25 protein-coding genes are annotated in these 24,401 nt (G+C 50.8%); 13 read left to right on the top strand and 12 right to left on the bottom strand.

Features of this window, described 5'->3' with window-relative positions; all coding sequences use genetic code 11:
- Positions 1 to 10: 10 nt before the first annotated feature.
- Positions 11 to 2,449: an SEL1-like repeat protein gene (locus ICL55_RS31255; protein ID WP_188105215.1), complete on the bottom strand. Its 2,439-nt coding sequence runs from the start codon at positions 2,447 to 2,449 to the stop codon at positions 11 to 13.
- Between the two features lie 119 nt (positions 2,450 to 2,568).
- Between ICL55_RS31255 and ICL55_RS31250 the strand changes: the two genes are divergently transcribed.
- From ICL55_RS31250 to ICL55_RS31230, 5 genes are all read left to right on the top strand, one after another.
- Positions 2,569 to 2,928 carry a DUF4180 domain-containing protein gene (locus ICL55_RS31250; protein ID WP_188105213.1) on the top strand — a complete coding sequence of 120 codons (360 nt, stop codon included), beginning with the start codon at positions 2,569 to 2,571 and terminating at the stop codon, positions 2,926 to 2,928.
- A 53-nt stretch (positions 2,929 to 2,981) separates the two neighbouring features.
- Positions 2,982 to 3,545, top strand: a complete 564-nt coding sequence (locus tag ICL55_RS31245; protein WP_188105211.1) for a hypothetical protein — start codon at positions 2,982 to 2,984, stop codon at positions 3,543 to 3,545.
- Positions 3,546 to 3,557: 12 nt separating this feature from the next.
- On the top strand, positions 3,558 to 4,106 hold the full coding sequence (locus tag ICL55_RS31240; RefSeq protein WP_188105209.1) for a hypothetical protein: 549 nt from the start codon (positions 3,558 to 3,560) through the stop codon (positions 4,104 to 4,106).
- Positions 4,107 to 4,109: 3 nt separating this feature from the next.
- Positions 4,110 to 4,547 carry a hypothetical protein gene (locus ICL55_RS31235; protein WP_188105207.1) on the top strand — a complete coding sequence of 146 codons (438 nt, stop codon included), beginning with the start codon at positions 4,110 to 4,112 and terminating at the stop codon, positions 4,545 to 4,547.
- Positions 4,548 to 4,739: 192 nt separating this feature from the next.
- Positions 4,740 to 4,877 carry a hypothetical protein gene (locus ICL55_RS31230; protein WP_169227743.1) on the top strand — a complete coding sequence of 46 codons (138 nt, stop codon included), beginning with the start codon at positions 4,740 to 4,742 and terminating at the stop codon, positions 4,875 to 4,877.
- Between the two features lie 90 nt (positions 4,878 to 4,967).
- Here the strand turns inward: ICL55_RS31230 and ICL55_RS31225 are convergent, their stop codons facing one another.
- The 3 genes from ICL55_RS31225 to ICL55_RS31215 all read right to left on the bottom strand — a co-directional run bounded on the left by ICL55_RS31225 (position 4,968) and on the right by ICL55_RS31215 (position 6,987).
- Positions 4,968 to 5,255, bottom strand: a complete 288-nt coding sequence (locus ICL55_RS31225; protein ID WP_188105203.1) for a thioredoxin family protein — start codon at positions 5,253 to 5,255, stop codon at positions 4,968 to 4,970.
- Between the two features lie 90 nt (positions 5,256 to 5,345).
- Positions 5,346 to 6,311, bottom strand: coding sequence for a helix-turn-helix domain-containing protein (locus ICL55_RS31220; protein ID WP_188105200.1), 966 nt, complete (start codon positions 6,309 to 6,311; stop codon positions 5,346 to 5,348).
- A gap of 4 nt (positions 6,312 to 6,315) precedes the next feature.
- Positions 6,316 to 6,987 carry an ArsR/SmtB family transcription factor gene (locus ICL55_RS31215; protein WP_188105198.1) on the bottom strand — a complete coding sequence of 224 codons (672 nt, stop codon included), beginning with the start codon at positions 6,985 to 6,987 and terminating at the stop codon, positions 6,316 to 6,318.
- A gap of 85 nt (positions 6,988 to 7,072) precedes the next feature.
- Between ICL55_RS31215 and ICL55_RS31210 the strand changes: the two genes are divergently transcribed.
- Positions 7,073 to 7,783, top strand: a complete 711-nt coding sequence (locus ICL55_RS31210) for an ATP-grasp domain-containing protein (RefSeq protein WP_188105195.1) — start codon at positions 7,073 to 7,075, stop codon at positions 7,781 to 7,783.
- 17 nt (positions 7,784 to 7,800) lie between these two features.
- Here the strand turns inward: ICL55_RS31210 and ICL55_RS31205 are convergent, their stop codons facing one another.
- Positions 7,801 to 9,018, bottom strand: coding sequence for a TCR/Tet family MFS transporter (locus tag ICL55_RS31205; protein ID WP_188105193.1), 1,218 nt, complete (start codon positions 9,016 to 9,018; stop codon positions 7,801 to 7,803).
- A gap of 159 nt (positions 9,019 to 9,177) precedes the next feature.
- Positions 9,178 to 9,348, bottom strand: a complete 171-nt coding sequence (locus tag ICL55_RS35325) for a hypothetical protein (protein WP_246496764.1) — start codon at positions 9,346 to 9,348, stop codon at positions 9,178 to 9,180.
- On the opposite strand from ICL55_RS35325, the gene ICL55_RS35680 reads away from it, so the two are divergent.
- Positions 9,271 to 9,495 (top strand): GNAT family N-acetyltransferase, encoded by a 225-nt coding sequence (locus ICL55_RS35680; RefSeq protein ID WP_425489547.1) that lies wholly within the window; start codon positions 9,271 to 9,273, stop codon positions 9,493 to 9,495. The genes ICL55_RS35325 and ICL55_RS35680 overlap by 78 nt on opposite strands.
- A gap of 4 nt (positions 9,496 to 9,499) precedes the next feature.
- Here ICL55_RS35680 and ICL55_RS31195 read toward each other — a convergent pair whose 3' ends face one another.
- Complete coding sequence (locus ICL55_RS31195) at positions 9,500 to 9,838, bottom strand: hypothetical protein (protein ID WP_188105189.1); 339 nt, start codon at positions 9,836 to 9,838, stop codon at positions 9,500 to 9,502.
- 154 nt (positions 9,839 to 9,992) lie between these two features.
- Here ICL55_RS31195 and ICL55_RS31190 point away from each other — a divergent pair, with 154 nt between their 5' ends.
- From ICL55_RS31190 to ICL55_RS31165, 6 genes are all read left to right on the top strand, one after another.
- Complete coding sequence (locus tag ICL55_RS31190) at positions 9,993 to 10,643, top strand: sigma-70 family RNA polymerase sigma factor (protein WP_188105186.1); 651 nt, start codon at positions 9,993 to 9,995, stop codon at positions 10,641 to 10,643.
- Between the two features lie 87 nt (positions 10,644 to 10,730).
- Positions 10,731 to 11,318: an RNA polymerase sigma factor gene (locus tag ICL55_RS31185; RefSeq protein WP_188105184.1), complete on the top strand. Its 588-nt coding sequence runs from the start codon at positions 10,731 to 10,733 to the stop codon at positions 11,316 to 11,318.
- Between the two features lie 79 nt (positions 11,319 to 11,397).
- A complete protein-coding gene (locus ICL55_RS31180; protein ID WP_188105182.1) occupies positions 11,398 to 12,573 on the top strand; it encodes a FecR family protein in 1,176 nt (391 codons plus the stop codon).
- A gap of 115 nt (positions 12,574 to 12,688) precedes the next feature.
- A complete protein-coding gene (locus ICL55_RS31175) occupies positions 12,689 to 16,306 on the top strand; it encodes a SusC/RagA family TonB-linked outer membrane protein (protein WP_188105180.1) in 3,618 nt (1,205 codons plus the stop codon).
- Between the two features lie 10 nt (positions 16,307 to 16,316).
- A complete protein-coding gene (locus tag ICL55_RS31170) occupies positions 16,317 to 17,666 on the top strand; it encodes a RagB/SusD family nutrient uptake outer membrane protein (RefSeq protein ID WP_188105178.1) in 1,350 nt (449 codons plus the stop codon).
- Between the two features lie 6 nt (positions 17,667 to 17,672).
- Positions 17,673 to 18,896: a TlpA disulfide reductase family protein gene (locus ICL55_RS31165; RefSeq protein WP_188105176.1), complete on the top strand. Its 1,224-nt coding sequence runs from the start codon at positions 17,673 to 17,675 to the stop codon at positions 18,894 to 18,896.
- A gap of 81 nt (positions 18,897 to 18,977) precedes the next feature.
- Here ICL55_RS31165 and ICL55_RS31160 read toward each other — a convergent pair whose 3' ends face one another.
- The 5 genes from ICL55_RS31160 to leuC all read right to left on the bottom strand — a co-directional run bounded on the left by ICL55_RS31160 (position 18,978) and on the right by leuC (position 24,277).
- Complete coding sequence (locus tag ICL55_RS31160; RefSeq protein WP_188105174.1) at positions 18,978 to 19,430, bottom strand: SRPBCC domain-containing protein; 453 nt, start codon at positions 19,428 to 19,430, stop codon at positions 18,978 to 18,980.
- 182 nt (positions 19,431 to 19,612) lie between these two features.
- On the bottom strand, positions 19,613 to 20,686 hold the full coding sequence (leuB, locus tag ICL55_RS31155) for a 3-isopropylmalate dehydrogenase (RefSeq protein ID WP_188105172.1): 1,074 nt from the start codon (positions 20,684 to 20,686) through the stop codon (positions 19,613 to 19,615).
- A 10-nt stretch (positions 20,687 to 20,696) separates the two neighbouring features.
- Entirely contained in the window at positions 20,697 to 22,220 is a 1,524-nt protein-coding gene (locus ICL55_RS31150; protein WP_223151656.1) for an alpha-isopropylmalate synthase regulatory domain-containing protein, read from the bottom strand.
- Between the two features lie 18 nt (positions 22,221 to 22,238).
- Positions 22,239 to 22,835, bottom strand: a complete 597-nt coding sequence (gene leuD, locus ICL55_RS31145) for a 3-isopropylmalate dehydratase small subunit (RefSeq protein WP_188105169.1) — start codon at positions 22,833 to 22,835, stop codon at positions 22,239 to 22,241.
- A 38-nt stretch (positions 22,836 to 22,873) separates the two neighbouring features.
- On the bottom strand, positions 22,874 to 24,277 hold the full coding sequence (gene leuC, locus ICL55_RS31140; protein WP_188105166.1) for a 3-isopropylmalate dehydratase large subunit: 1,404 nt from the start codon (positions 24,275 to 24,277) through the stop codon (positions 22,874 to 22,876).
- Positions 24,278 to 24,401: the final 124 nt, after the last annotated feature.

Here is a 24,401-nt window from a genome sequence, read left to right as displayed (position 1 = left end):
TTTGTATGTTTTATTCGGGAATATCGAGTCCGGCGTCGCGTGCCTGTTGTTCATACTGTTTAGCCCGGACTTCGTCTTTAACGTCTTCATTGTAGAGATACATACGGCGTAGCTCCAGAAGCGCGTCCTCCATTCCGAAGTCCACTGCTTTCATATAGTGGGAGAGCGCTTTACGGGCGTCGGGTTTCACGCCAAGCCCCAGTTCATACAACCGGGCCATGTTGAACGCACAATATTCATCTTTATTCTTAATACCGCTGCGATAAGCATCTACAGCGCTTTTATAGTCTTCTGCCACTTCAGAGAGGGTGCCTATATAGTTATAACAGTCGATCCCAAACCTGCTCGCATATACGAAATGTTTCAGTGCCTGGTGATCGTCTTTCGGCACTTTGATACCTTCATAATACAGCATGCCGAGGTTATAATTGGCATGGGGTATATGCTGTGAGGCGGCCTGCTGGTATAGTTCCAGCGCTCTGCGGATGTCCGGCGAAGTACCGATACCATGTTGGTAACAGTTGCCCAGCCCGTTGGCAGCATGGGAGGAGCCGGCGGCAACACCACGGCTGTACCAGTCAAATGCCGCCATGTCATCGATATAACCGTCGATGGTCTCATAGAGGAAACCCAGGTCATTCATAGCGTCTTTGTTGCCTTTGCCGGCTGCTTTTTTATAGTAGCGGATGGCATCTTCGTATTGTTGTGCATCCAGCGCGTCAGCACCTTTTTGATACAGGAGATCGTCGGGAATGTCATCGCCGGCCAGTTGTATAAGAACGCTCACTAGTTCATCTGAATAACGGTAACGGTTATCCGTAATGAGGATGGCAGCAATATCCGCCGTTGTCAGCTGCGTTACCTCACTTTGATGGGTGATGGAGAAAACGCCCGCAGTATTCACCGCGATGGTGTGCCAGTCGCCGTTATCCTGCCACACGATCTCCCGGGCAATGGTATCGTAAACCGGTGGAATGATCTTGTTGGCTGAGATATAGATGCCCTGTTTGCCATCCTGGTTGATAATACAGGCGTATCCGGGAATCGGGTCGAGGCTGATGGGGGAGAGCGGTACCTGCCAGCCATGGGAAACGGACCATATACCGCTGTTTGCGCCCTGGCGTACCACAAGGGCATCACCTGTTATCTCCTCCAGTTCGTCATACATCACAGGAAGCAGCTCTTTCCCGTCTGCCGTGAAGAGGCCATAGCGCGGCTGTGGTTTCCGGCGAACAAACTGAAATAAGGTGCCTTTGTTATAACTGCCAAACGGACTTACTTCGTCGATACTGTCATCGCCTATGCGGGTAAATGACGGGGTGTAGTAATGCCTGACATGGGTCTCCACATGTCGGGCAGCGAACAGGTTTATATCGGAATAATAGAGCAGTTCTATGTCCTGGGTAAATGCAAAAGGCAGGAACTGATGACCTGCTGCATCGATGACGCCATAGCGCCCTTGCCGGCAGGCGGCATACAGCAGCGGTTCTTCAGAAAGCACGGAAACATCTTCATAGCCTGTGCCGGAAATAGGTGCTCCGGGGAGCAACAAATAAAATTGTTCGCCCGACTTTACCAGGGCGTGGCCATTTGTTACGTCGTCGGCCATGTCATAGACCAGCCCGGAAACCAGTTGTCCCTGCCGGTTTACGTAGCCCCATTTACCTCCCCGGTTAACGACCGCGAAGTCCTCATGCTCCGGAAAAATAAATACTTCGTCGTATTCGGCGGGAATCACCACTTCGCCATGAATCTTTAGTCCCGTAAAGCCATTTTCGGTAAATGCTTCCTGGTCGGAGTCTTCTTCCACAGGCTCGTAATAGCCCGACCGGATGACGTTCCAGCCGTGGCGATAGGCGCTGGTACTGAAAAAATCCCGGAAGGTTTTGAAGTGATAAGGGTTCTGTTGTACATCCGGGCATTCGTTGAGCAACAACGGGTCGTTGGCAGCTATCGCTGCTTCGATGGCTGCATTGGTGTTCCGGATCTGCTCCAGCAGTTCGGCGGCCTGCGCTTCGTGGGGCTCGTCGCTCATGTTGAATACGTCCCACGCGTCGAGGTGAAAGCCGGTATACGCGATTTTTTTATCGAGAAAGTCGAAGATCTGTTGTTTGTCGCTCCGGAACGCTGCCGGATCATCGGTCAATACCTCCGCATGGGTATCGATAAAATCGTATAGCCTTTTCAGTGCAGTAATACCTTGCGGCGCACCGGCATAGATACCGCCGTTTTGGCCGTTATAGGCGGGCGTGCCCAGATAAGGGTTGTCGGCAAACAGCGGATGAAGAAAGAAGGGAAACTCATATTTCCATTCCATCAGCGTGATGCTGTCACTATCATGACTGCCGATGACAGGTAATATGCTTTCAAGAGAGCCTTCCGCCGGAACGTCCGGTACGGGGCGGTTTACCTCGTTGTTCAGGTTGTACAGGTAGATACGGTGCGACATGACACAATTATTTTCTTTCAGGCACAGAGGTGCGGCTGGTTAACAGAGGAGCAAGTTGCGTATTTTCGGGCATCTTCCAAAAAAAATCTATCTTGCTATCTGTTAAAAAGTAAACAGAGATGACCCTGGCCATTCATGAAACCGGCACTGTACGCATTGCTGAAGTGATTTCAGACAATATACTGATCAATAACCCCGACGAAGCCTTGCAGCTGATTGTGGATGTGCACTATCAGGATTTCGACAAGGTGATCATACACGAAAAGAATATCATCCCCGACTTCTTTGACCTGAAAACCGGTATTGCGGGTGAAGTGCTGCAAAAATTTATCAACTACCATATGCAACTGAGTATTGTTGGTACTTTTGAAAAGTACCCCGGAAAAAGTATCCGTGATTTTATTTATGAAAGCAACAAAGGCCGCCACATCAGCTTTATGCCAACCGTAGAGCAGGCCCTGGAGAAGCTGGGTAAATAGGTTGCCTGGTGATCAGATTTTAGCAGGAAGGGTATAAAAACAAACGATCGTAAATGGACCATCAGGATACTTCTGAAAAACACCACAAATTTTTAATGGAGATACATTTCTCCGGGAAAGTGTACTATACTGTTCAGGGCGCAGATATGTCGGACGGCTCCTATGATGATAAATGGCTGATAGACGCGGCAAACAACATACTGCTGTTTGTTTCTCCGGATGACCTGTACGCAGCCATTTTACAGATGGATGAACCATTTGATAAAATAGAGATGCAGACGTGGGCCGTTGAGAGGTTGGGTGACTATGAACCATACGCTGTGTTGGACCTGGACTTGCTGGAGAACGCCGGGTTACAGCCGGTGAGTTGGGAACTGCTAAGAGATATTTATACCACCTTAGGGCTGGTGAAAGATTATGTTATTCAGGTAGATGATCAACCAATGGTGTTGCTGTTTGAAGAGGGTGTTATCTGGTATTTTATTGACTATCTCGGTGATTATGTTGTCTGGGGTAAAAAGAGGCCCGCGAAAATAGGGATAGATACCCAAACACTGTTTCCCGTCTTGAAAACACTGTATACCCAGCTGTCAGAGAAGATCAAAATTCATGCGTAATCCCTTTGCTATATGAAGAAAAATACAGCCGTAGATAAATTGTCGATGTCTGTGGGGAAACACCAGGCAGGTAGTCCTGTATTGACCCGGGAAGCTGATCAGCTCTCGATTGTATCCTCATTTTCGCCCGGCAGAATCATCACACTGGCAATCATGATAACATTATTGTTGCTCTGTAGCTGGCGTATTTCGCAGACCCGGACAATAGGAATAGACTGGTTCTTTTATCCTGCCATGTTGTTGTTCCTGGTTGTTGTTTTGTGGATTGATCTGGATGCCGTGAGCAGCGTAAGTATCAACCTGAAAAGCAAAGAAGTGATCGTTCGAAAACTCAACCCGCTGAGGAGACTATTTCTTCCATCAGAACAACGTTTTTATGTCCATGATATCCAGATGATCAGGAGAAAAAAATCTACGCTCCGGATGCCGTACAATGTGTGGTATATGTCAGCGGTGCTCCATAGCGGGAAAAAATCAGCGCTGGCTGTTGCGCGGGAAGAGAACCATCTGGAAAGGATTACAGGGGTACTGAATGAAATGATCAACGGAAATAGAAAGTAAAATATGAGACGCTCGGGATATCAACGGTGGAAGGAGTGGGCAGACGATAACAGGGCGGTGTTTCATGTGGCGATAGTCATCTCACTGATGGTTTTGTCTTGCTACGGAAGTCTCCGCCATGCACATAAAGTCGATATGTTAAAGCATCATCATAAGGTGGTGGAAGGAACGGTGATGGGCTTCTCTCTTCCCAAAAGTCCCGGCGTGAAACTGTTATACTATTTTTATGTTGATGGAAAACTATATCAGCATGAGCAGGTCGTTGAGGGCTTATCTACGCTGCGTTGCCGTCTGCTGATCGATAAACGCCTTCCTGTTGTTTACGAAGAAGGAGATATTGACAACAACCGGCTGTTGGTGTTTTATGAAAATTTCAAAGAATTCTCCATCCCGTATCCGGATAGCCTGAGTTGGATAGAAAGACCGTTGGATGAACCATAGCCGGCAAAACCTCTGAAATAAAAATTGCAATACCGGTCATTGCCTTACTGCTGATCACCGGCAGTTACCATTAACACTAAATAACATTCCGCTTTTCAATCTGGCACACTTTTATCATGATTACCTCCAGGAACCCGAACTGCTGCAGGGTTTGAGGGAACCGCCAATGCATCACAACAAAAGTTTATGATTATGAAGACGTTAAAGTTTATCGTCATCGCGCTGGTGTTGGTGGGAGGATTAAGTAGCTGCCTGGTGGTCCATGACCGCCCGGGATATTACCACCGCCCGTATTACCATCATCATCACTATGGCCACTGGTACAGGTAAAAAAAACGGGAGTACCGTGACCGGCTCCCCCGTATTTAACCACCTTTTTTTCTTATGTTTTCTGAATAAACAGAAACCAACCATTGATACTTATAGCTTGCCGGACAGCGCTGATCCCAGCGCTGTTTTTAAATCGTGCTCAGACAAAACGCCGGTATGGCGCCATATTTCCTGGTTATCTTGTATGAGCACCAGGGTAGGCACGGCCATAATATGGAAACGGCTTGCCAGGTCTTCTTCCTGATCAATATCAATACGGCTGACACGCAGCTGATCGCTCATGTTTGTTTCCACCGTGTTAACGATAGGCGTCAGTACTTTGCAGGGATAACACCAGTTAGCAAAGAACTGTAATAAAGTGGCGTGTTGCTGGCTCATATCATCTTGTTTTTATACCAGCAAAATTAGGCAGGGGAGCGGGGTGGATCGTGATACGTTCCGCCGGAGTTTTGGTACAAACAACAGTTTTTAGTGGCTGTGATGCCGATGCCCGTTGCGATACTGCATCGGGGTGATGCCCGTCTGCTTTTTGAAGAACCGGCAGAAATAGGATTGATCAGTGAAATTGAGGTGGCCGGCAATATCGGCAATGGTGTGATTACCCTGAATCAACTGTGCTTTGGCTTCCGTGATCAGTTGCCGGTGAATAAAGCTGCTGGCCGATTGGCCCGTGATTTCTTTGACGGTGTCGTTCAGGTGATGCGGATTCACAAACAATAGCTTAGCGTACTCAGATACCAGTTTGTAATCCTGGTAATGTTTGGATACCAGGTTCTTAAAGGAGGCGACCAGCTGTTCTTTGCGGGGCATATGGGTATCGCCTTCGCTGTGCTGCGTCAGGAATATCCGTTCTGTTTCTATCAGCAATACATTGAGGTACAGCCGTACCAGCAGGTCATCGTTAAATGTCTGCCGGTGGCAATATTCTTTTCTTAATTTGTTGAACAAGCCTGCTACCATGTCCGTTTCCGCAGGAGCAAGGCGGATAAAAGGTTTTTTATCATGCTGGAAGAAAGGGTACTGATGCAGCTTGACCTGATTTTTCAGGCAGAGCAGGAAATAGTCGGCGTCGAAGATGCAGTGGTAACCGGTGACGTCTTCGCTCCAGTGGTGGATGGCATGCAGCTGGCTCTCCGGAATAAAGTACAATACGCCCGGCCCGAAAGTATAGGTATGATAACCAATGGTTTCCTGTACACTGCCGCCTGTCAGCAATACCATGGAGTAAAACTTCCGGCGGGCGGCGGAGAAAGTGTTGTTCTTGTGCAGGCGCTTCAGCTGTTCCAGCGTGGCGATCTCCAGAAAATTACTGGTTTGTTTTTGTGCAATATTATCGCAGGCCTCGCAGAAAGAGTGCTCAGTACTGGACAGGTATTCCTGTTTAAAATCGTGCGGGTTGTTTACTTCCCGAAAAGCATTTTTTAGATAACTCATCTCCTTACATTGTCATGGCGGTAGGGTATCCTCTCAGGGCCCAGTCCATGTATCCTTCATCAAATTTTCTGGCTTTATAGCCGTGTTGTGTGAGCAGGGTCACGGCCTCTTCTACCAGCATGCAGAGCGAGCCGCGGCAGTAGGCCACGATCTCCTGTTTTTTGGACAGTTCGCGGATACGTTCCTGCAACTGGTCCAGCGGAATGGAGATCGCCTGGTGGATGTGTCCCCGGTGATATTCATCTTCCGGCCTTACGTCCAGCACAATCACATCACCGGCCTGTACTTTCTCCAGTAGCGCTTCGGCGCTAATGGCATCACCGTTGTGGAAGCCTTTGCGGTACTGATCGATTGCTTTTTTTACTTCGGTATTATGCGCCATGCCCAGCTCCCGCAGGGATGTCCAGGCGGCGTATACATTCTCTCCGGTCAACTGATAGTAGATGTAATTGCCTTTGCGGCTGATGGCTACCAGTTGCGCATTTTTCAGTACCTGCAGGTGCTGGGAGGTGTTGGCGATGGTCATGCCCGTATAGCGGGCGATGGTCTCTACCGTGAAAGGTCCCTGCGCCAGGAGGTCGATGATCTCCATGCGATGTGGGTTGCCCAATGCTTTCGCGGTTTTGGACAACTCCGCATACACTGTGTCCTTGAATTTTCTCGCAGCTGTTTTCATACGCTGCAAAAATACGGAAAATTCAACTATTCAATAATTTTATTGAATAGTTGAGGTTGTGTTTGCTTTGTCCTACCTTACGATGATGTTACCGATACTACTAATGCCGGAAAAGACGGACGTGGAGCTGGAAGCGGTGGCCGCTGCATGGGAGAGCAGGGGCGGGGAAGTGCGCCGCCTGGGCAAATACTGGGTCCGTGATGAAACGATCGCCGGACGGCCTGTTGCTGTATATGGCAACCAGGCTTTTGCTTTTGTATTAGCACAACTGTATGGCGCTGAACTGCTATCGCCGGATGATACGTTGATCACCCGGTTGGGTGCCCGTTGGCGTAAACGGACCATCTCGCTGCGCGAAGCGGGCGCGCTCAGGGAGGCAGACTTCCCGGTTTTTGTAAAACCCGTTGTACCAAAAATATTTAGGCCCGGCATCTTTGATACATTGGCCGATTTCCGGGAGGCGCTGGGCACACTGCCGCCGGAGGAAGCGGTGATGATGTCGTCCATCGTCACGCCCATTACGGCGGAAGTCCGCTGTTTTGTGCTGAACGGCCAGGTGAAAGATATGGCGCTATATGAAGGCGCCGCCGACCTTACCGCCGGCGAGGCTTTCGTCAACGATTTCCTGCGCGATCATGCCGGCGACCTGCCGGCCGCCGTTGTAGTGGATATCGCCTGTTCGCCGCAAACAGACTGGTTTGTGCTGGAATTCAACGCCTGCTGGGGCGCTGGCCTCAATTCCTGTGAGGCTGCGAAGGTGATAGATTGCATCACCGCAGCGACGGTACCGCTCTGAAAGGGCTATACGAAAAATTAGGGCGCCGCTTTGCGAAAACCTTTCAACAACAAAATCAATCCGCCTACCGTCATGATGGCGGCGATGAGATAAGGCATGCCGGGGAAATACACCGGCGACGTGCGTGCGGTGGCCCAGGCGAAACTGCCGGTCAGCACCGGTGGCGCCAGCAGGGTGGTCAGTCCCATCAGGCTGCCCAGCGCTCCCTGCAGCTCGCCCTGCTCATTGTCGGGCATGGCGCCGGCCACGATGCTCTGCATGGCGGTGCCCTGTATGCTGCCGGCAATGTAAATAACAAGGGCGGGCAGCAATACCCACTGCCATCCGGCAAAAGCAAACAACAGATAACCGGTGGTCATACATATCAGCCCGATAATGGCCATCTGCCGGTCGCTGAGCCGGTTGGTCAATACCCCCACCAGCCACGTTTGAGACAGGATGGACAATACGCCCACAAAGGCCAGTGAATACCCTACCAGCTGATTGCTCCACCGGAATTTTTCGATGGTGAAGAATGCCCACACGCTCTCCATGCTATGAGTGGCGAACGATACCAGCAACATAGACAGGATCAGTGATTTGACCAGCGGGAACCGTGTCAGGTGCCGCAGGGCGCCCAGCGGATTGGCCCTTTTCCAGTCAAAAGCCCGGCGGTGCACCACCGGCAATGATTCTGGGAAAAAGGAATACCCCAGCAGAAAATTGAAGAAGCTAAGCGCTGCTGCTGCGATAAAGGGCACGTGCGTACCCCACCGCCCCAGTGACCCTCCCAACACCGGTCCGATGATGAAGCCGAGGCCAAAGGCGGCATTAATCAGCCCATAATAGCGGGTACGGTTCTCGTCGGTGCTGATGTCCGCCACACAGGCGGAGGCAACGGCGTAGCTGGCGCCCGTGATGCCAGCGATGGCGCGGCCCACAAACAGCCAGGTTATATTGGGTGCAAACGCCAGAAACAAACAGTCAATGGAAAAGCCTAACAGGGACGATAACAACACCGGTCGTCTGCCGTAACGGTCGCTCAGGCCGCCCAATACCGGGGCAAACACAAATTGCATGGCGGCATAGGCGAAAGCCAGCCAGCCGCCGTAACGGGCTGCCGTGCTGATATCGGCATGAAGCAGCTCGCGAAGCAGCTGCGGTAGTACCGGAAAAATCAAACCAAAGCCGGCAGTGTCTATCACTACCACCAGCACGATAAATAGCAAACGGGAAGGATGATATGCAGATTGCATATGGATACAGGAGTAAAAGTTGAAACAAATAAATACGAAAAAAGGCGCCCGGCAATAGGAGGGCCGGGTTGGTAACAGGCAGAATGCCTGCGGAGTGGGTTGTAAAGAGTTATCTCATAGCGGCAAAGTTAGCAGGAAATTATCTTCCTCCAAAAAACATTACAGGGTATTTATCTTGTTATAAGCAGGGTTAACTGTTTCCCAGGTAAATCCCGGATAAAAGCGCAGTACCCGGCCACTCCCATGAACTACCTGTGGTTCATCGGAGTATCGCCGGAAGGGCAGCAGCAGGGAACCGGCAGCCGACTGCTTCAGCACGTGGTGATGCATGGCCGGCGCCCGGTTTATCTGGAAACATCTATGGTAAACAATGTCAATTGGTACACAAAAAGAGGTTTTGAGGTATATCAGACCTTACCGTTCGGGCATGGAGACCTCTACCTGTTAAGAACAGGAGCGGTGATGCCTGAAAAATAACGGGTCAGTTCACCTGTGTATCCCCGGGATAATACTGTCTATTTTTTTCTTCTCTCCATTTCACGAACATAATGTGTTGAACAAATTCCAAAAACTGGTAATCATCTACCAGCATGTTGAGGGTCAATCCTTCCGGGGAGCCGGTATCTTTTATACGGGCTTGTTCAAAACGGGTTAGTTTCTCCTGTAAGGCAGCGGTAAGGGATTTGACCAATTCTGGAAAGACCTGGAACGTTTCCCGCATAATACGTTGGCCCATAGGAGTTTGTTTCAGCTCCTGGATACGCTGATGTGTTAAAGGGGGCAGGGTGACGTCGGTCTGCGGAATTTTTCGGCCTGTCATCATTGTTTTAGTTTGCGCTTTCGGTTATTCGGGTTAATAGTCAGGCTTTTAAGGGCCTGTTGATATGGATTAGAGTGCGGATTTCATAAAAGGTTACAAAATGTTCCCATTTTTTGTAACTTATTTTCACTTTAACCATCTAATAACTATCTGAATGAGTATTATTCAACCTATTGAGACACTTACTGACAATGAAATTATCGCCAGGGTGCTGGCCGGAGAGAAACGGTTATATGAAACGCTGATGCGTCGGTACAACGCCAGTCTGTTCAGGATCGGGATGTCTTTCCTGAACAATGATATGGACACGGAGGACATGATGCAGCAGACGTATATCAATGCCTATCAGCACCTGGACAAATTCCGGCAGGAAGCTGCATTTGCTACCTGGCTTAAGAGGATTATGATCAATGAGTGCCAGCAACACCTGAAAAAGGCAAAGCGGGGAGCCAGCGAGGATATTTCAACGGTGGAGCAAGGTCAGGATATTGCCAAAACTAAAACGCCTGTGGACGCCGTCATTAACAAAGAATTGGGCGAAGTGCTGGAAAAAGCACTGCTGAGTATCCCGGAAAAATACCGGGCCGTTTTCGTGCTGCGGGAACTGGAACAACTCAACGTGGCCGAAACGGCCAAAGTGCTCGATATCTCGCGGGTAAATGTGAAAGTCCGCCAGATCAGGGCCAAACTAATGCTGCGCGAACACATCTCCAACTTCTACAAAAACGATGTAGTATTTCCGTTCCACCTCATCCGGTGCGACAGGGTTGTCAACAACGTGCTCCGGAAACTGGACATCGAATAAAGTCAATATATTTTACCAGGGAAGACCGGCGTTCAGCGCCGGTTTTCTTTTTTTGGGGACCACGGGAATAATACGTACTTTTCATCTATGCAATACGATCGTGACATGGAAAAAGGGATGCTGCTGGAGGTTTCAGAAGGAAACCAGCAGGCATTTACCGCGTTGGTAAAAACATACCGCCGCTACGTATATACGGCCGCGTTAAAGCTGCTGCACCAGCCACCGCTGGCCGAAGAAGTGGTGCAGGACGTATTCCTGAAGGTATGGCTGAACAGGACCGTTCTGCCGGAAGTGGAACACTTCTCCGCCTGGTTGCTGGGGGTGGCCCGCAATACTATTTACACGGCCTTCCGGCGTTCCCTGAAAGATAAACTGGTGCCGGTAGGCATACCTGACGATGTGCTGCCTGCGAATGACAATACAGAAGATCCCTTGCTAAATAAAGAATATACCGCGTTGCTGGAAAAAGCCATCGCACGGCTTCCGCTCCGGCAGCAACAAACTTACCGGCTGATTCGTCAGGAAGGCCATAAACGTACTGAAGCCGCCGCCATCATGGGAGTCTCTCCCGAAACTGTCAAATTCAACCTGGACGAGGCGAACCGCAAAGTGCGGGCTTACTGCCTGGCGCAGCTCCCATTAGGGGCATTACTACTCCTTTTGAACATCAAATAAAAAAATTTGATGCCCACCCCCCCAAGGTATTTATTTAAGAAGACTATTATGTTGGATGCAGCTGCATCATTTGCAACATATGGAGGAAAGGGTTGTCATACTATACCAGAAATGCCTGAATGGCATCGCCACTGCGGAAGAAAAGCAGGAATTGGCGCTGTTGCTGGAAAATCCGGCAAATGAGGCGCTGGTGAAATCCTGTATTGACACCCTGTTGACTGCTGATCATGCGCTGGAAGACCTCCCTGAAACAACGATGACCTCTATATTACAGGCAATTTTCGAAGCAGGAGAAACACCGGCGCAACCTGGGAGAAGACGCATGGCCGTTATAGCCCTTTGGACGGGATGGGCAGCCGCCGCAGTGCTGGCGATAGTAGCGGCAGTTTGGTGGCTGCGCCCGGTGTCTCGACCTATGCAGCATCCCACAATGGCAGCTGCTACCACCTTACCGGTGCCGGGATACAATAGGGCCACACTCACCCTCGCCAACGGGGATGTGATGCAGCTGGACAGCGCAGGTCACCAACAACTTAGTCAGGGTGCCACTACCGTACAACAAAGGAAGGGGCTGTTGTCCTATACGGCTACCGCCAGCGCGCATACCGCTCCTCCTGGTTATAACACCCTTACCACGCCCAGGGGCGGCCAATTCAAAATAATATTGCCTGATGGTACCACCGTATGGCTCAATGCCGCTTCTTCGTTGCATTATCCATTGGCCTTTACAGACAACGAACGGCGGGTGGAGGTGACAGGAGAAGCTTTCTTTGAGGTTGCTCCCGATGCGGCAAAACCTTTCCGGGTTACTGCCAGAGAACACATGGAAATCACCGTTCTGGGTACCAGCTTTAACGTGAACGCCTATACGGATGAAACGGTGGTCCGGACCACATTGCTGTCGGGCGCCGTGAAAGTCAACCGGAATAACCATACCGTGCGGCTGCAGCCGGGACAACAGGCGGTTGCGGAAAATGAAGCGCTCCGCGTCAGCACGGTGCCGGACGTACAGCAGGTGGTGGCCTGGAAGAACGGTGTCTTCGATTTTAACCAGGTGCCGCTGACGGGCGTCTTACGCCAACTGGCACGTTGGTATGATATAGAAGTCGTTTATGAACACACGATACCGGATATTATGTTTTGGGGAAGAATGGGCAGGGACCTACCCCTGCAGGATGTATTGCTGATACTCGAAAAATCGCAGGTGCATTGCCGCCTGGAAAACAATGGAAAAAAACTGATCGTAGCACCGTAAAACTGTAACACATATCGGCCAAAAAATAACGCCCCGGCGCGCAGAGCGGTAAGCCGGAAGGGAATCTCTATACCAATCAAAAACCAACCATCAACCAACAACCAGTATCGCGTTTATGACAGTCAATCACACCAAAGCTCGCCCGGGCAAAGCCAGTTGCAGAAAGCTGCTTATGCTCCTGTTGATGACGGTGGCCATTCATTTTTCGCCACCACTAAAGGCCCAGACGGTTACCGTCAGGGTTGCTAACCAACCATTGGATCGGGTACTGACATCTGTGGAAAGACAAACCGGCTATACGATCGTGGCCAACTACGACATTATCCGCAATTCCCGTCCCGTCAGTATTACTGCTCAACAAATGCCGCTGGAACGTTTCCTGTCGGCCGTCCTGAAAGAACAGGGCCTCGATTATTTTATCCGAAGCAAGACCATTACCATTACAACCAAAACCACTCAAAATCTGCGGGGCGCAGTGGCATTAGCCCCCGGCCATGAGGTGACAGGCACGGTGACAGACAGCGCCGGCCTGCCTCTGCCGGGAGCCAGCATTGCCGTAGCAGGACGACCGGGGTTTGCTTCCACGGACAACGCCGGGAGATTTAAGATCCAGGCCGTTTCTGGTGAAACGCTGCAGATCACTTTTGTAGGCTACCAGCCGGTACGGGTGAAAGTCACTACCACCAATCATCACATGGGGGTCGTTATGCAGCCCGTTGCCTCGCAGTTAGGGGAATATGTAGTGGAAGTGAGCACCGGCTACCAGAAACTGAAGAAAACACAGCTGACCGGTGCCTTTGCGACGGTAGACCGGAAGACATACCTGCAAAATGTCCCCGTGGCCGGCAATATCGTGGAGAATATGGAAGGACGCATGGCAGGACTGATGCTGAACATGAACCAAAGCGGTGGCACCGGCGCCGGCCTGTTCACCATCCGGGGTATCTCTACTTTCCAGGCCATCAAAAAGCCACTGATCGTTTTGAATGGTTACCCCACAGAGATCGATATCGAAACTATCAATCCCTATGATATTGAATCGATCACGATACTGAAAGATGCAGCAGCCGCTGCTATCTATGGCGTGCGTGCTTCTAACGGCGTAGTGGTGATCACCACTTTAAAAGGTAAGGAGAGCAAACCACAGTTTCACCTGAATGTTGCCCTGAGCCTCAAACCGCGCCCTGACTACAATAAGCTGAACTTCGCCAAAGGAAAGGAGTTTGTGGACTATGAAATAGCAAGATCGTTCAATATCATTGAGACATCGGAACTTACCAAAAAAGTGATCGACGAGTCGCACGGGACTTACACACCGGTATTCAGCGCTGCCGACGATGTATATCATGGGCGTATGACAAGGGAACAGGCGGATAAACTGCTGGAGCCCTATGCCAACTACGATAACACCGCCGATTATAAACGTCTGTTCCTGCAAAACCAGTTGCTCCGCACCATCGATTTCAGCCTTAGCGGCGGTAGCCGCCAGGCAACTTACTTCCTCGGCATCAACCGGGTAGACAACCAGCGGGGGGAAAGGTTTTCGAGCTTTGATAAGACCAACATCAACTACAGGGGATCGTTTGAATTCATGAAGATCTTTAATCTCGATGTACAGAGTATATTTTCCACTATCAATGATAAAAGCGTACCCATACCTGACTATACCTGGTTGCGCCCTTACCAGCGCTTCCTGGATGATGACGGAAAGCCGCTCCCGACCATGCTTTCCCCGTACTACAGAAGTTTCTACGGAGCGGACGGCCCCTATGGAACGATCAGTGCTAAACGCAATGCGGACAATATTGCCATGGGGCTGTATGATATGTACTATTATCCTTACCAGGAAATGTTTGAATCCAGTTCCCAATCACGCCAGAATATCTATCGCCTGCAAGGAAATTTGCGTGCCCGCGTGCTCCCGGGATTGCAGCTGGAAGTGGGTGGTGTGTATGAAAGACAACAGGGCAATCAAACAAATTGGGCCTCTGAAAATGCCTACCAGACGCGGGTAATGCTGAATTATTTTGCTGAAAAAAGAGCGGGAAGTGACCGGCCCGTCTTCCGTATCCCGCAGGGAGGCGTTAATAAAGTAACGGAAAGCCTCATCGCTGCATACACCATCAGGGGACAGGCTTCCTACAACAAACGGCTGGGCAGCCGTCACGATCTGTCTTTCCTGTTGGGAGGAGAAGCCAGAAGATTGACCACTTCCAGCCGTCTCAATACTGTTTTTGGGTATGATGGCAACACTCTTTCCATGAAGCCGGTGGATATGACGTTGATGAGCAACCAGTACTCATCCCCTTACTATACGGACGTACTGGTCCCTTCATGGGGGTATATGCAGGACAATACGTCCTACGGTGATTTTTTCTCAGAGAGTTATCAGGATGACCGCTTTCTATCCGGATATGCCAACGGCGCCTATACCTACGACGAACGTTACAGCGTTACCGGTAGCCTGCGGGTAGACCAGTCGAACCTTTTCGGGAGTGATCCCCGTTACCGCTATACGCCTTTATGGTCTGCCGGTTTTTCGTGGAATATGCACCGGGAAAAATTCATGCCGCACTGGCCCTGGGTCGATGAATTAAAATGGCGGGTAGCCGCTGGTTATAATGGTAACATCATCAAACTGAGTGGTCCTTATACTATTTTGGGCGCTTCGATCAATAGCACGATACCTAACCCTGTGGTGGGGTACAATATCCGGACGTTGCGGAATGACCAGCTGCGCTGGGAGAAAACGCTGAACTATAACATTGGGCTGGATTTTGCTTTCCTGCAACGCAGGGTGTATGGCAGCATTGATTATTACATCAAAAAGGGAATGGATATTTTTTCCCCGCTCGCCATCGACGCTACCAAAGGAATGGCCAATGCGCTGGTCAATAACGCCTCTCTGATCAATAAAGGTGTTGATATCAGCCTGAACACCGTCAATGTTAACCGGAAACGATTCAGATGGGAGACGCAGCTCACCGGCTCATTCAACCGCAGCGAGGTGTTAAACGTGTCCAATCAATTTACCGGCTTTGCCAATTATGACCGTGTCACCAGGCCGGAGAATATGGTGGGATATCCGCTCAACGCCGTGTTCGCGCACGATTATCTTGGGGTGAATGATAAAGGCCAGCCTACCGTACGCGGAGAAGATGGTAAGCCAGTGGTGCTGTCAGGGTCGCCCAAGAGAGACGTGCCTTTTTCAGCGCTGAAATACATGGGTCAGACGACGCCACGGTATGTGTTGGGCATTAGTAACCGCTTCGATATTGGACAGGTGAATTGTTCCTTTCTGCTGATGTACTATGGTGGTCATGTGGCCCGTGTGGCCCCGCCTTACCTGTACGCCTACCGGCCATCTGTTGGAGTGAATAACTACTGGAAAAAGCCCGGAGATGAAGCCAATACGATGATGCCGCCCTTTTTCCCTCCCGATGCATCGCCTGATTACTGGTACGTGCTGACAGGTTATCAATATGGCCAACAATACTTCCGTAAGATGGATTTCATTGTATTGCGTAATGTAACAGTGGGATGGGATGTGGGCCAGCGGCTGGCCAAACGGCTGGGACTGATCAGCCCCAGAGTGGCCTTACAGGTACAAAATCCGTTTAAATATACTTTCAGCGGCAACGATATAGATCCGGAAACACTTGGTCTTTCCTCCGGTCAACCGGGGCTTCCTGTGGTACCGGCATATACGTTTTCATTGAATGTTAATTTTTAAAATGATGGTAATGAGAAAGTTTTTCCTGTTCCTGTTTTTCGGAGTGACATTGCTCTCCTGCAGTAAATTCCTCGACGTAAAACCCAAAGGCGTGATCATCGCCACTACCATCAGTGACTATGAGGCGGTGATGAATGATGCCATACATGTGGCCTCCTTTGGTAACAATGATCCGCGGATGGTAACCGACGACGGGCTCAACTTAACTTTGTCCCCACAGGGACAGATGTCCATTCAGAGCAATCTTTATTTCTGGCGTCCCTATATCAACATAAGCGCGGAGAGTCCAGCCATATGGCTGGACTACTACCGGCGTATTGCTAACCTCAATGTGGTAACGGAAGGAGTGATGCAGGCGGAGAACGGCACGGAGAAGAAAAAGAAGCAGTTGTACGCTGAGGCCATGGTATACAAGGTGTTTTGTTACCTGCATTTGTTGTCTTACTTCTCACCGGCCTATGATCCGCAAACAGCCGGCAGCGTATATGGCGTACCATATGTCACCTCCACGGATATCAGTCTGCCTACACCACAGCGGCCTACACTGGAGGCCTTCTGCCGTCAGTTGACAGGTGATATCCTCGCAGCCATTCCCGATCTGGAGGAAACAGCAGTGAACAACACCAGGGTGACCACTACCGTGGCCTATGCCATGTTGTCGAGACTGTACCTGTATATGCAGGACTATCCGCGTGCGCTGCAATATGCTGATGCGGTGATAAAAAAAGCCAACGGAAAGGTGCTTAATTACAACGAGTACTCTAAACAGGTGCAGCTGCCGCACACCAACAGCAGCCCTGAAGAGATATTTGTCCGTTACTATGTCAATAGTCGTTTCCGGTACTCCGACGATCTTATTCAGCAATTTGATACCGCTGCGGACCTGCGTATCCGTTTCTTTACAAAGCGCTCCGTGGCAGGCAATCCCGCAGCACTCGTGAATAACGGTATGATGGACTACAACCCCAATATGGGCATTACCTATCCGGAGATAGTACTGACGAAAGCGGAATGCCTCGCCCGGCAGGGGGCGGTAGATGACGCAATGAGGGTGGTAAACCAGGATCTCCGGGTCTATCGTTTCCCACCAGACAAATACCAACCGCTGGCGGCTACCACAAAAGAAGAAGCGATTACGGCTGTCCTCTCCGAAAGGCGCAGGGAGCTGGCGCTAAAGGGAACGCGCTGGATAGATATGAAGCGGCTGGACGTGCAGAAGCGTATGCCACCGGTAAAACGTATAGCCGCTGACGGTATAACGGTGCTGGCAGTACTGGAACCGGGCAGCCCGCGCTACACGTTCCAGATACCGTTGCAGGTACAAGCATTCAATCCAACTATGCCATTAAACAAAGAATAATTTTTTATGAAGATCAACAAAAACATACTGTTCCTGATGGGTATGACATTGTCTGCATTGGCAGCGCCAGGCCAACAACCATACCATGTCACCGGCCGGATGCCGGGCGTGCCGGATGGCACCAAAGTATACCTGCTAGATTATTTCGGGGAGAAGAAAAAAGACAGGTTGGATTCTGCTGTTACCAAAGATGGTTCCTTCGTGTTGCAGGGGAAAAAAACGTGGGGGATGGTACGGCGCTGTAACATTCTGGTAGATTGCGAACCCGGCAATCTGATAAAAAGCAAACAGGTGGGTCTGTTTATGGGAGATGAAACGGTAACGATCAGCGCGCCGCATATCGACAGCGTACCAGCATATTACTACACTCGCGGCGGTAACATAAAGTATGTGGCGATCACCGGCGCAGCAGAGCAGGCGCGCTACGAGGCGTTTAAAGCGGAGAGTCAGCAGCAGCTGGACCGCGCGGAGGAGTTGCGGCTACAGTACAATAAAGAATTCCATGTGCCTGCCGCAGAAGGCGTCTTTAACACCGCGCAGGGAATGGCGATGATGCGGGAGTTAAGAGCGCTGAGAGCAAAGATCAATGCGAGGAAGATCGATTTTATCCGTCAATACCCACAGTCGACCATAGCTGCTTTGTTGGCTTATGAGCTCATGGTGTCTGCCCGTTCAAGGTATACCATAAAGGAGATTGATGATATCATGGGTAGCCTGAATATTCCCCGGCCGGCAGGTGCACAGATCATAAAAAAACTGGATGCTGCCGCTGCTGATGCAAAGGCGACAGCGAAAGGCGTACGGTTTATCGATTTGCCATTAACAGATCAGCGAGGCAAACCGGTACAGCTGTCGCAATACGTGAAACCGGGGCAATACACACTGCTGGAATTCTGGTCTTCGCATTGTGGTCCCTGCAGAAACCAGATACCTCACATGCGTCATCTGAGTGAGCTGGTCAGTCAGAAAGATTTTAGCATCATCAGCATCTCTATTGATGAAAAAGATGCAGAGTGGAAGAAAGCATTGCGGGAAGAAAAAATGCCCTGGACACAGCTGTTGGACAAGAAAGGGTCCGAGGGGCCAACGGTCACGCTTTACAAGATAGAGGGCATACCACATTCCGTATTGGTGGACCCACAAGGATATATCGTGGAATCCAGGATAAATGGCGCGGAACTGGATGTGGTATTGAAAGAGCTACTGGGTGAAAAGATCACGACGTTTTAGATTTAGGTTTCGATTTAGTATAGTTAACCCCAAGGCTTAACGGTACCAACCCCGGACTTCTGCCCGGGGTTTTGTTTTATACTATGCCGGCATAAAATCAAAAGCGCCTTTACGCAGATTGACACCAAATTCCAGGTATGCTTTCAGGCAGTCGAGGAAGTTGGCCCAGCCGAAAGTATTTTGAGAGAACCATTTCAATCCTTTTTCATCCAGTGGCAGTTCACCTTCAGTAACAGTGACAAGCGTGCCGCCACTCTTAGTTGGCGCCAGTCCTATTTTCACCCAGGTCATGTGACCCGAAGCGCCTTCCCATTCAAAATGGATTTCTTTGTCCTGTACGATTTTCTTTACCGGGATATCATAATTCACGTTTTCTTCGGCAAACCGCCATACTACGGTTTCTCCTTCCACCATCCGGCCGCTGCCGGAGGCGAGAAAATAATTGCTCATTTTCTGTGGATCAACGATGGCGTCAAAGACTTCCTGTGGCTGCTTGGCCATCTGCATGGATGCGGAAATGATCAATGGTCCCATAAGATATGTTTCTCGCAAAGAAAACAAAGGGAGCAAAGAAACCAAAGAAAAAGATAGGAAAAGACAGAAAAAGGATAAAAGTAAAAGAGAGCAAAGGTAGAGGCTGATCACCCCCCTTTGCTCTCTTTTATCTTAAAATATCATCCTTTGCGTTCTTTGCTCCCTTTGTTCTCTTTGCGTGACTAGATACGCTGTAGTACTTCTTCGCCGATGGCGTCAGTGCCTTTGATCATATCGGCCGGCGTTTGTGCGTTGGCGATATCGCGGGTGCGGAAACCGGCTTTTAATACCTGGTCTACCGCGCTGATCACGGCTTCTGACTCCGCTTTCATGCCGAAAGAAATATCCAGCAGCAGGGCAGCAGAGAGGATAGACGCCAGCGGGTTGGCCACGCCTTTGCCGGTGATGTCGTGCGCAGAGCCATGGATAGGCTCGTATACGCCGGTGCCATCGCCTACGGAAGCGGAAGCCAGCATGCCCATAGAGCCGGCAATCTGGGACGCTTCGTCGGTGAGGATATCACCAAAGAGGTTGGCGGTGACTACCACATCGAAACGGCGCGGGTCTTTTATCAGCAGCATGGCGGTAGCGTCTACGAACTGATGTTCCACTTCCACGTCAGGGTATTCCGGCGCTATTTTCTGTATCACTTCACGCCACAGCCGGGAGGTCTCGATCACGTTGGCTTTGTCAACGGAGCAGAGTTTTTTGCGGCGGGTGCGGGCAGCTTCGAAGGCTTTGCGGGCAATACGCTCTACTTCAAAGCGGCTGTATTCTGCGATGTCAAAGGCGGTATCGCCGTTGTTTTTGCGGCCTTTGTCGCCAAAGTAGATGTCGCCGGTCAGTTCGCGGAAGAAGAGGATGTCGGCGCCTTTCAGGATTTCTGGTTTGATGCTGGAAGCGTCGAGCAGTTCGTCAAACAGTTTGATGGGGCGCAGGTTAGCGTAAAGGCCCAGTTCCTTGCGCATTTTCAGCAGCCCTTGTTCCGGCCTTACTTTGGCGGAAGGGTCGTTGTCATATTTCGGGTGGCCAACGGCGCCGAACAGGATGGCGTCGGAAGCGCGCATTTTGGTCAGCGTTTCATCCGGCAGCGGGTTGCCGGTGGCTGCTATGGCGGCGTGGCCTACGAGGGCTTCGTCATAGGTGAACGTGTGGCCAAAGCGGGCAGCGATTTTGTCGAGCACTTTTTTTCCTACGGCCGTTACTTCCTGTCCGATCCCGTCGCCGGGAACAATTAAAATATGTTTGGTTGCCATGATAATGATATCAGATTAAGTTGAGCATTTTCTGGGTGGCCTTGATGGCAGACACGGTCTGATCACTGTCCAGTCCTCTCGTCTTGAACTCCTTGTTCTGGAAGCTCCAGGTAATGATGGTTTCGCACAAGGCGTCGCTCTTACCGCCGGGAGGGATGTGAACGGAATAGTCGGTGAGTACCGGCAGTTCCTGTTTTTTCTTTTTGTAGACTTTTTTCAGTGCATTCATGAAGGCGTCGTACTGACCGTCGCCTTGTGCATGTTCTTCAAAAAGTTCCCCTTCCACCGATATCCTGAGCGTCACAGAGGGGTGGAGGTTTTTGGAGTGGGTGAGCACATAGTTTTCTATTTTCACCTTTTCCTCTATCCGGCTGCTGTCGAGGATGTCCGAGATAATATAGGGGAGATCTGCCTGGGTTACGACTTCCTTTTTATCGCCCAGTTCGATGATGCGTTGGGTGACCTTTTTCAGGTTGGCGTCCGACAACTGTATGCCCAGCTGGTGCAGGTTGTTTTCGATATTGGCTTTGCCGCTGGTTTTGCCAAGGGCGTATAGGCGTTGACGTCCGAAACGTTCCGGCATCAGATCGCTGAAATACAGTTTGTTTTTTTTGTCGCCGTCGGCATGGATGCCGGCCGTTTGTGTGAATACATTGGCGCCTACCACCGGCTTGTTGGCCGGGATGCGGATGCCGGAGAAGGTTTCCACGAGTTTGCTGGCGCTGTAGAGTGATTTTTCTGACACGGCTGTTTTAACGCCGGGCAGAAAATCGTTGAGTACCGCGATGGCGCTGGCGAGCGGTGCGTTGCCGGCTCTTTCACCCATCCCGTTGATGGTAAGGTGGATGCCATGTGCGCCGGCTTTCACGCCTTCGAGCACGTTGGCGGTGCCCAGGTCGTAGTCGTTGTGGGCGTGGAAATCGAAATGCATTTGCGGGTATCGTTGTACGATATCGCTGATGTATTCCTGTACTTCGCCGGGGGTGAGTACGCCGAGGGTATCCGGCAGCATCACCCTTTTTACGGGTTGGTGTTGCAGGAAATCGAGATATTGATATACGTAGTCGCGGGAGTGGCGCATGCCGTTGCTCCAGTCTTCGAGGTATATGTTGCAGTCCAGTCCTTTTTTGCGGGCGAGGGCGATGACTTCGCTGACGTCCGCAAAATGTTCGGCCGGTTTTTTCTTCAGCTGATGGGTGAGGTGGTTGAGCGATCCTTTGGTAAGGAGGTTCATGACCTTGGCGCCGGCCTGCAACATCCATTGTACAGACACGTCGCCGTCAACGAAAGTGAGTACTTCCACTTTGTAGAGCAGGTCGTTCGTTTTCGCCCATTGGGTAATGGCTTTCACGGCCGCCAGTTCACCTTCCGACACGCGGGCGGAAGCGATTTCTATCCTGTCCACTTTTACTTCTGTGAGCAGGACCTGGGCGATGGTCAGTTTTTCCGAGGGCGAAAAGGAGACGCCGCTGGTTTGTTCACCGTCGCGGAGGGTGGTGTCCATTATTTCAATGTAGCGCTGCGGTACTGGCATAAGGCTGAATAATTATCGTTAATACATACTCTTCGCGGCGAAGGTTTTGATATCTTCTTTCATGGCCTGCAGATAGTCGATATCATCATAACCGTTGGTCATGTTGTGTTTTTTGTAACTGTTGATATCGAATGTCTCACTTTCTCCGGTAGCGGAGATGGTGATGGTCTGTGCCGGGAGGTCTACCACCAGTGCCGCTTTAGGGTCGCTTTCGATGGCGGTGAAGATTTTATGTAAGAACTCCGGGCTTACCTGTACCGGCAGGATACCGATGTTGAGCGCGTTGTTTTTGAAGATATCGGCGAAGAAGCTGGACACTACGCAGCGGAAGCCGTAGTCGTAGATAGCCCAGGCAGCGTGTTCGCGGCTGGAGCCACTGCCGAAGTTTTTACCGCCGACCAGTATTTTACCGGAGTAGATCGGGTTGTTTAAGACGAAATCATTTTTCGGAGAGCCGTCGGCGTTATAGCGCCAGTCACGGAAGAGATTATCACCAAATCCTTTGCGTTCGGTCGCTTTCAGGAAGCGGGCCGGGATGATCTGGTCGGTGTCCACATTTTCAATCGGCATCGGCACAGCTGTGCTTTTCAGTACCGTAAATTTATCGTAAGCCATGTTGTTGTTTGTGTTTGATGGAGGGTGACAGAAAAAGATCAGATCAGTTCACGCGGGTCGGTTACCACGCCGGTTACAGCGGCAGCTGCGGCTACCAGCGGGCTGGCGAGCATGGTGCGGGAGCCGGGGCCCTGGCGGCCTTCGAAGTTGCGGTTGCTGGTGCTGACAGCATACTTGCCGGCCGGAACTTTATCGTCGTTCATGGCGAGGCAGGCGGAGCATCCGGGTTGGCGCAGCTCGAAGCCGGCAGCGGTGAGGATGTCGAGGATGCCTTCTTCGCGGATCTGTTGTTCTACGATGTGTGAGCCCGGAACGATCCAGGCGGTCACGCCGTCCGCTTTTTTGCGTCCTTTTACGACGGAGGCGAAAGCGCGGAAGTCTTCGATGCGGCCGTTGGTGCAGCTGCCGATGAATACGTAGTCTACTTTTTTGCCCAGCATAGGCTCCTGTTCCTGGAAGCCCATGTATTGCAGTGATTTTTCGTAGCTGGCAGCGCTGCCGCCGGCTTCCTGTGCCACGGGGATGCGTTGGGTGATACCCATGCCCATACCGGGGTTGGTGCCGTAGGTGATCATCGGTTCGATGTCGGCGGCGTTGAAGGTATATTCTTTATCGAAGGTGGCGCCTTCTTCCGTTTTTAATGTTTTCCAATAGGCGAGCGCGTTATCCCAGGCAGCTCCCTGCGGCGCTTTTTCGCGGCCTTTGATATAGGCGAAGGTGGTTTCGTCCGGGGCGATGATACCGCCGCGGGCGCCCATCTCGATGCTCATATTGCAGACGGTCATACGGCCTTCCATGCTCATTTGCTCAAACACCTCACCGGCATATTCCACGAAGTAGCCGGTGGCGCCGGCTGCGGTAAGCTGGGAGATGATATAGAGGGTCACGTCTTTGGGCGTAATGCCCTTGCCGGTAGTACCGGTAACGGTTATACGCATTTTTTTCGGTTTCTGCTGCATGATGCACTGGGAAGAGAGCACCATTTCTACTTCGGAAGTACCGATACCAAAGGCGATAGCGCCGAAAGCGCCGTGGGTGGAGGTGTGGGAGTCACCGCACACGATGGTCATGCCCGGCAGGGTGATACCGTTTTCCGGTCCTACCACGTGTACGATACCGTTGCGGGGATTGCCCAGTCCCCAGTGAGAGATACCATATTTAGCGGTGTTGGACTCCAGCGCTTTCAGCTGATTGGCAGAGAGCGGGTCCTGTACCGGCAGGTGCTGGTTGATAGTGGGCGTATTGTGATCTGCTGTTGCAAAGGTTTTTTCGGGGAACATTACGCTCAGTCCCCTGTTTTCCAGTCCCAGAAAAGCTACCGGGCTGGTTACTTCATGAATGAAGTGACGGTCAATAAACAACACATCAGGACCGTCTTCAATTTTCCTGACCGCATGCGAATCCCATACTTTGTCAAATAAGGTAGCGGGTATTTGGCTCATTTTCATAATTTTAAAGGTAGGCGCTAAATTCTTAAAAAATATCCAGATATTCTTATGATTGTCATATTTTTTCTAAAAAGAAGTGTAAATAGATGATTATTGTTTGGCGGGGAATTGCTTTGTT

The sequence above is a fragment of the Chitinophaga varians genome, assembly GCF_014529945.1.
GTDB classification, from domain to species: Bacteria; Bacteroidota; Bacteroidia; order Chitinophagales; family Chitinophagaceae; genus Chitinophaga; species Chitinophaga varians.
Note: the sequence above shows the minus strand (reverse complement) of the source record. Positions and strands in the feature narration are given on the sequence as shown.

Excerpts from the sequence above, each read along its gene's own strand:
- ICL55_RS31250 (WP_188105213.1), top strand. The coding sequence starts at position 2,569 with ATGACCCTGGCCATTCATGAAACCGGCACTGTACGCATTGCTGAAGTG.
- leuB (WP_188105172.1), bottom strand. The coding sequence starts at position 20,686 with ATGGCAACCAAACATATTTTAATTGTTCCCGGCGACGGGATCGGACAG.
- ICL55_RS31220 (WP_188105200.1), bottom strand. The coding sequence starts at position 6,311 with ATGAGTTATCTAAAAAATGCTTTTCGGGAAGTAAACAACCCGCACGAT.
- leuD (WP_188105169.1), bottom strand. The coding sequence starts at position 22,835 with ATGGCTTACGATAAATTTACGGTACTGAAAAGCACAGCTGTGCCGATG.
- ICL55_RS31225 (WP_188105203.1), bottom strand. The coding sequence starts at position 5,255 with ATGAGCCAGCAACACGCCACTTTATTACAGTTCTTTGCTAACTGGTGT.
- ICL55_RS31195 (WP_188105189.1), bottom strand. The coding sequence starts at position 9,838 with ATGACAGGCCGAAAAATTCCGCAGACCGACGTCACCCTGCCCCCTTTA.
- ICL55_RS35325 (WP_246496764.1), bottom strand. The coding sequence starts at position 9,348 with ATGCATCACCACGTGCTGAAGCAGTCGGCTGCCGGTTCCCTGCTGCTG.
- ICL55_RS31190 (WP_188105186.1), top strand. The coding sequence starts at position 9,993 with ATGAGTATTATTCAACCTATTGAGACACTTACTGACAATGAAATTATC.
- ICL55_RS31245 (WP_188105211.1), top strand. The coding sequence starts at position 2,982 with ATGGACCATCAGGATACTTCTGAAAAACACCACAAATTTTTAATGGAG.
- ICL55_RS31175 (WP_188105180.1), top strand. The coding sequence starts at position 12,689 with ATGACAGTCAATCACACCAAAGCTCGCCCGGGCAAAGCCAGTTGCAGA.
- ICL55_RS31230 (WP_169227743.1), top strand. The coding sequence starts at position 4,740 with ATGAAGACGTTAAAGTTTATCGTCATCGCGCTGGTGTTGGTGGGAGGA.
- ICL55_RS31210 (WP_188105195.1), top strand. The coding sequence starts at position 7,073 with ATGTTACCGATACTACTAATGCCGGAAAAGACGGACGTGGAGCTGGAA.
- ICL55_RS31240 (WP_188105209.1), top strand. The coding sequence starts at position 3,558 with ATGAAGAAAAATACAGCCGTAGATAAATTGTCGATGTCTGTGGGGAAA.
- ICL55_RS31215 (WP_188105198.1), bottom strand. The coding sequence starts at position 6,987 with ATGAAAACAGCTGCGAGAAAATTCAAGGACACAGTGTATGCGGAGTTG.
- ICL55_RS31235 (WP_188105207.1), top strand. The coding sequence starts at position 4,110 with ATGAGACGCTCGGGATATCAACGGTGGAAGGAGTGGGCAGACGATAAC.
- ICL55_RS31255 (WP_188105215.1), bottom strand. The coding sequence starts at position 2,449 with ATGTCGCACCGTATCTACCTGTACAACCTGAACAACGAGGTAAACCGC.
- ICL55_RS31180 (WP_188105182.1), top strand. The coding sequence starts at position 11,398 with ATGGAGGAAAGGGTTGTCATACTATACCAGAAATGCCTGAATGGCATC.
- ICL55_RS31185 (WP_188105184.1), top strand. The coding sequence starts at position 10,731 with ATGCAATACGATCGTGACATGGAAAAAGGGATGCTGCTGGAGGTTTCA.
- ICL55_RS31160 (WP_188105174.1), bottom strand. The coding sequence starts at position 19,430 with ATGGGACCATTGATCATTTCCGCATCCATGCAGATGGCCAAGCAGCCA.
- ICL55_RS31205 (WP_188105193.1), bottom strand. The coding sequence starts at position 9,018 with ATGCAATCTGCATATCATCCTTCCCGTTTGCTATTTATCGTGCTGGTG.
- ICL55_RS31165 (WP_188105176.1), top strand. The coding sequence starts at position 17,673 with ATGAAGATCAACAAAAACATACTGTTCCTGATGGGTATGACATTGTCT.
- leuC (WP_188105166.1), bottom strand. The coding sequence starts at position 24,277 with ATGAGCCAAATACCCGCTACCTTATTTGACAAAGTATGGGATTCGCAT.
- ICL55_RS31170 (WP_188105178.1), top strand. The coding sequence starts at position 16,317 with ATGAGAAAGTTTTTCCTGTTCCTGTTTTTCGGAGTGACATTGCTCTCC.
- ICL55_RS31150 (WP_223151656.1), bottom strand. The coding sequence starts at position 22,220 with ATGCCAGTACCGCAGCGCTACATTGAAATAATGGACACCACCCTCCGC.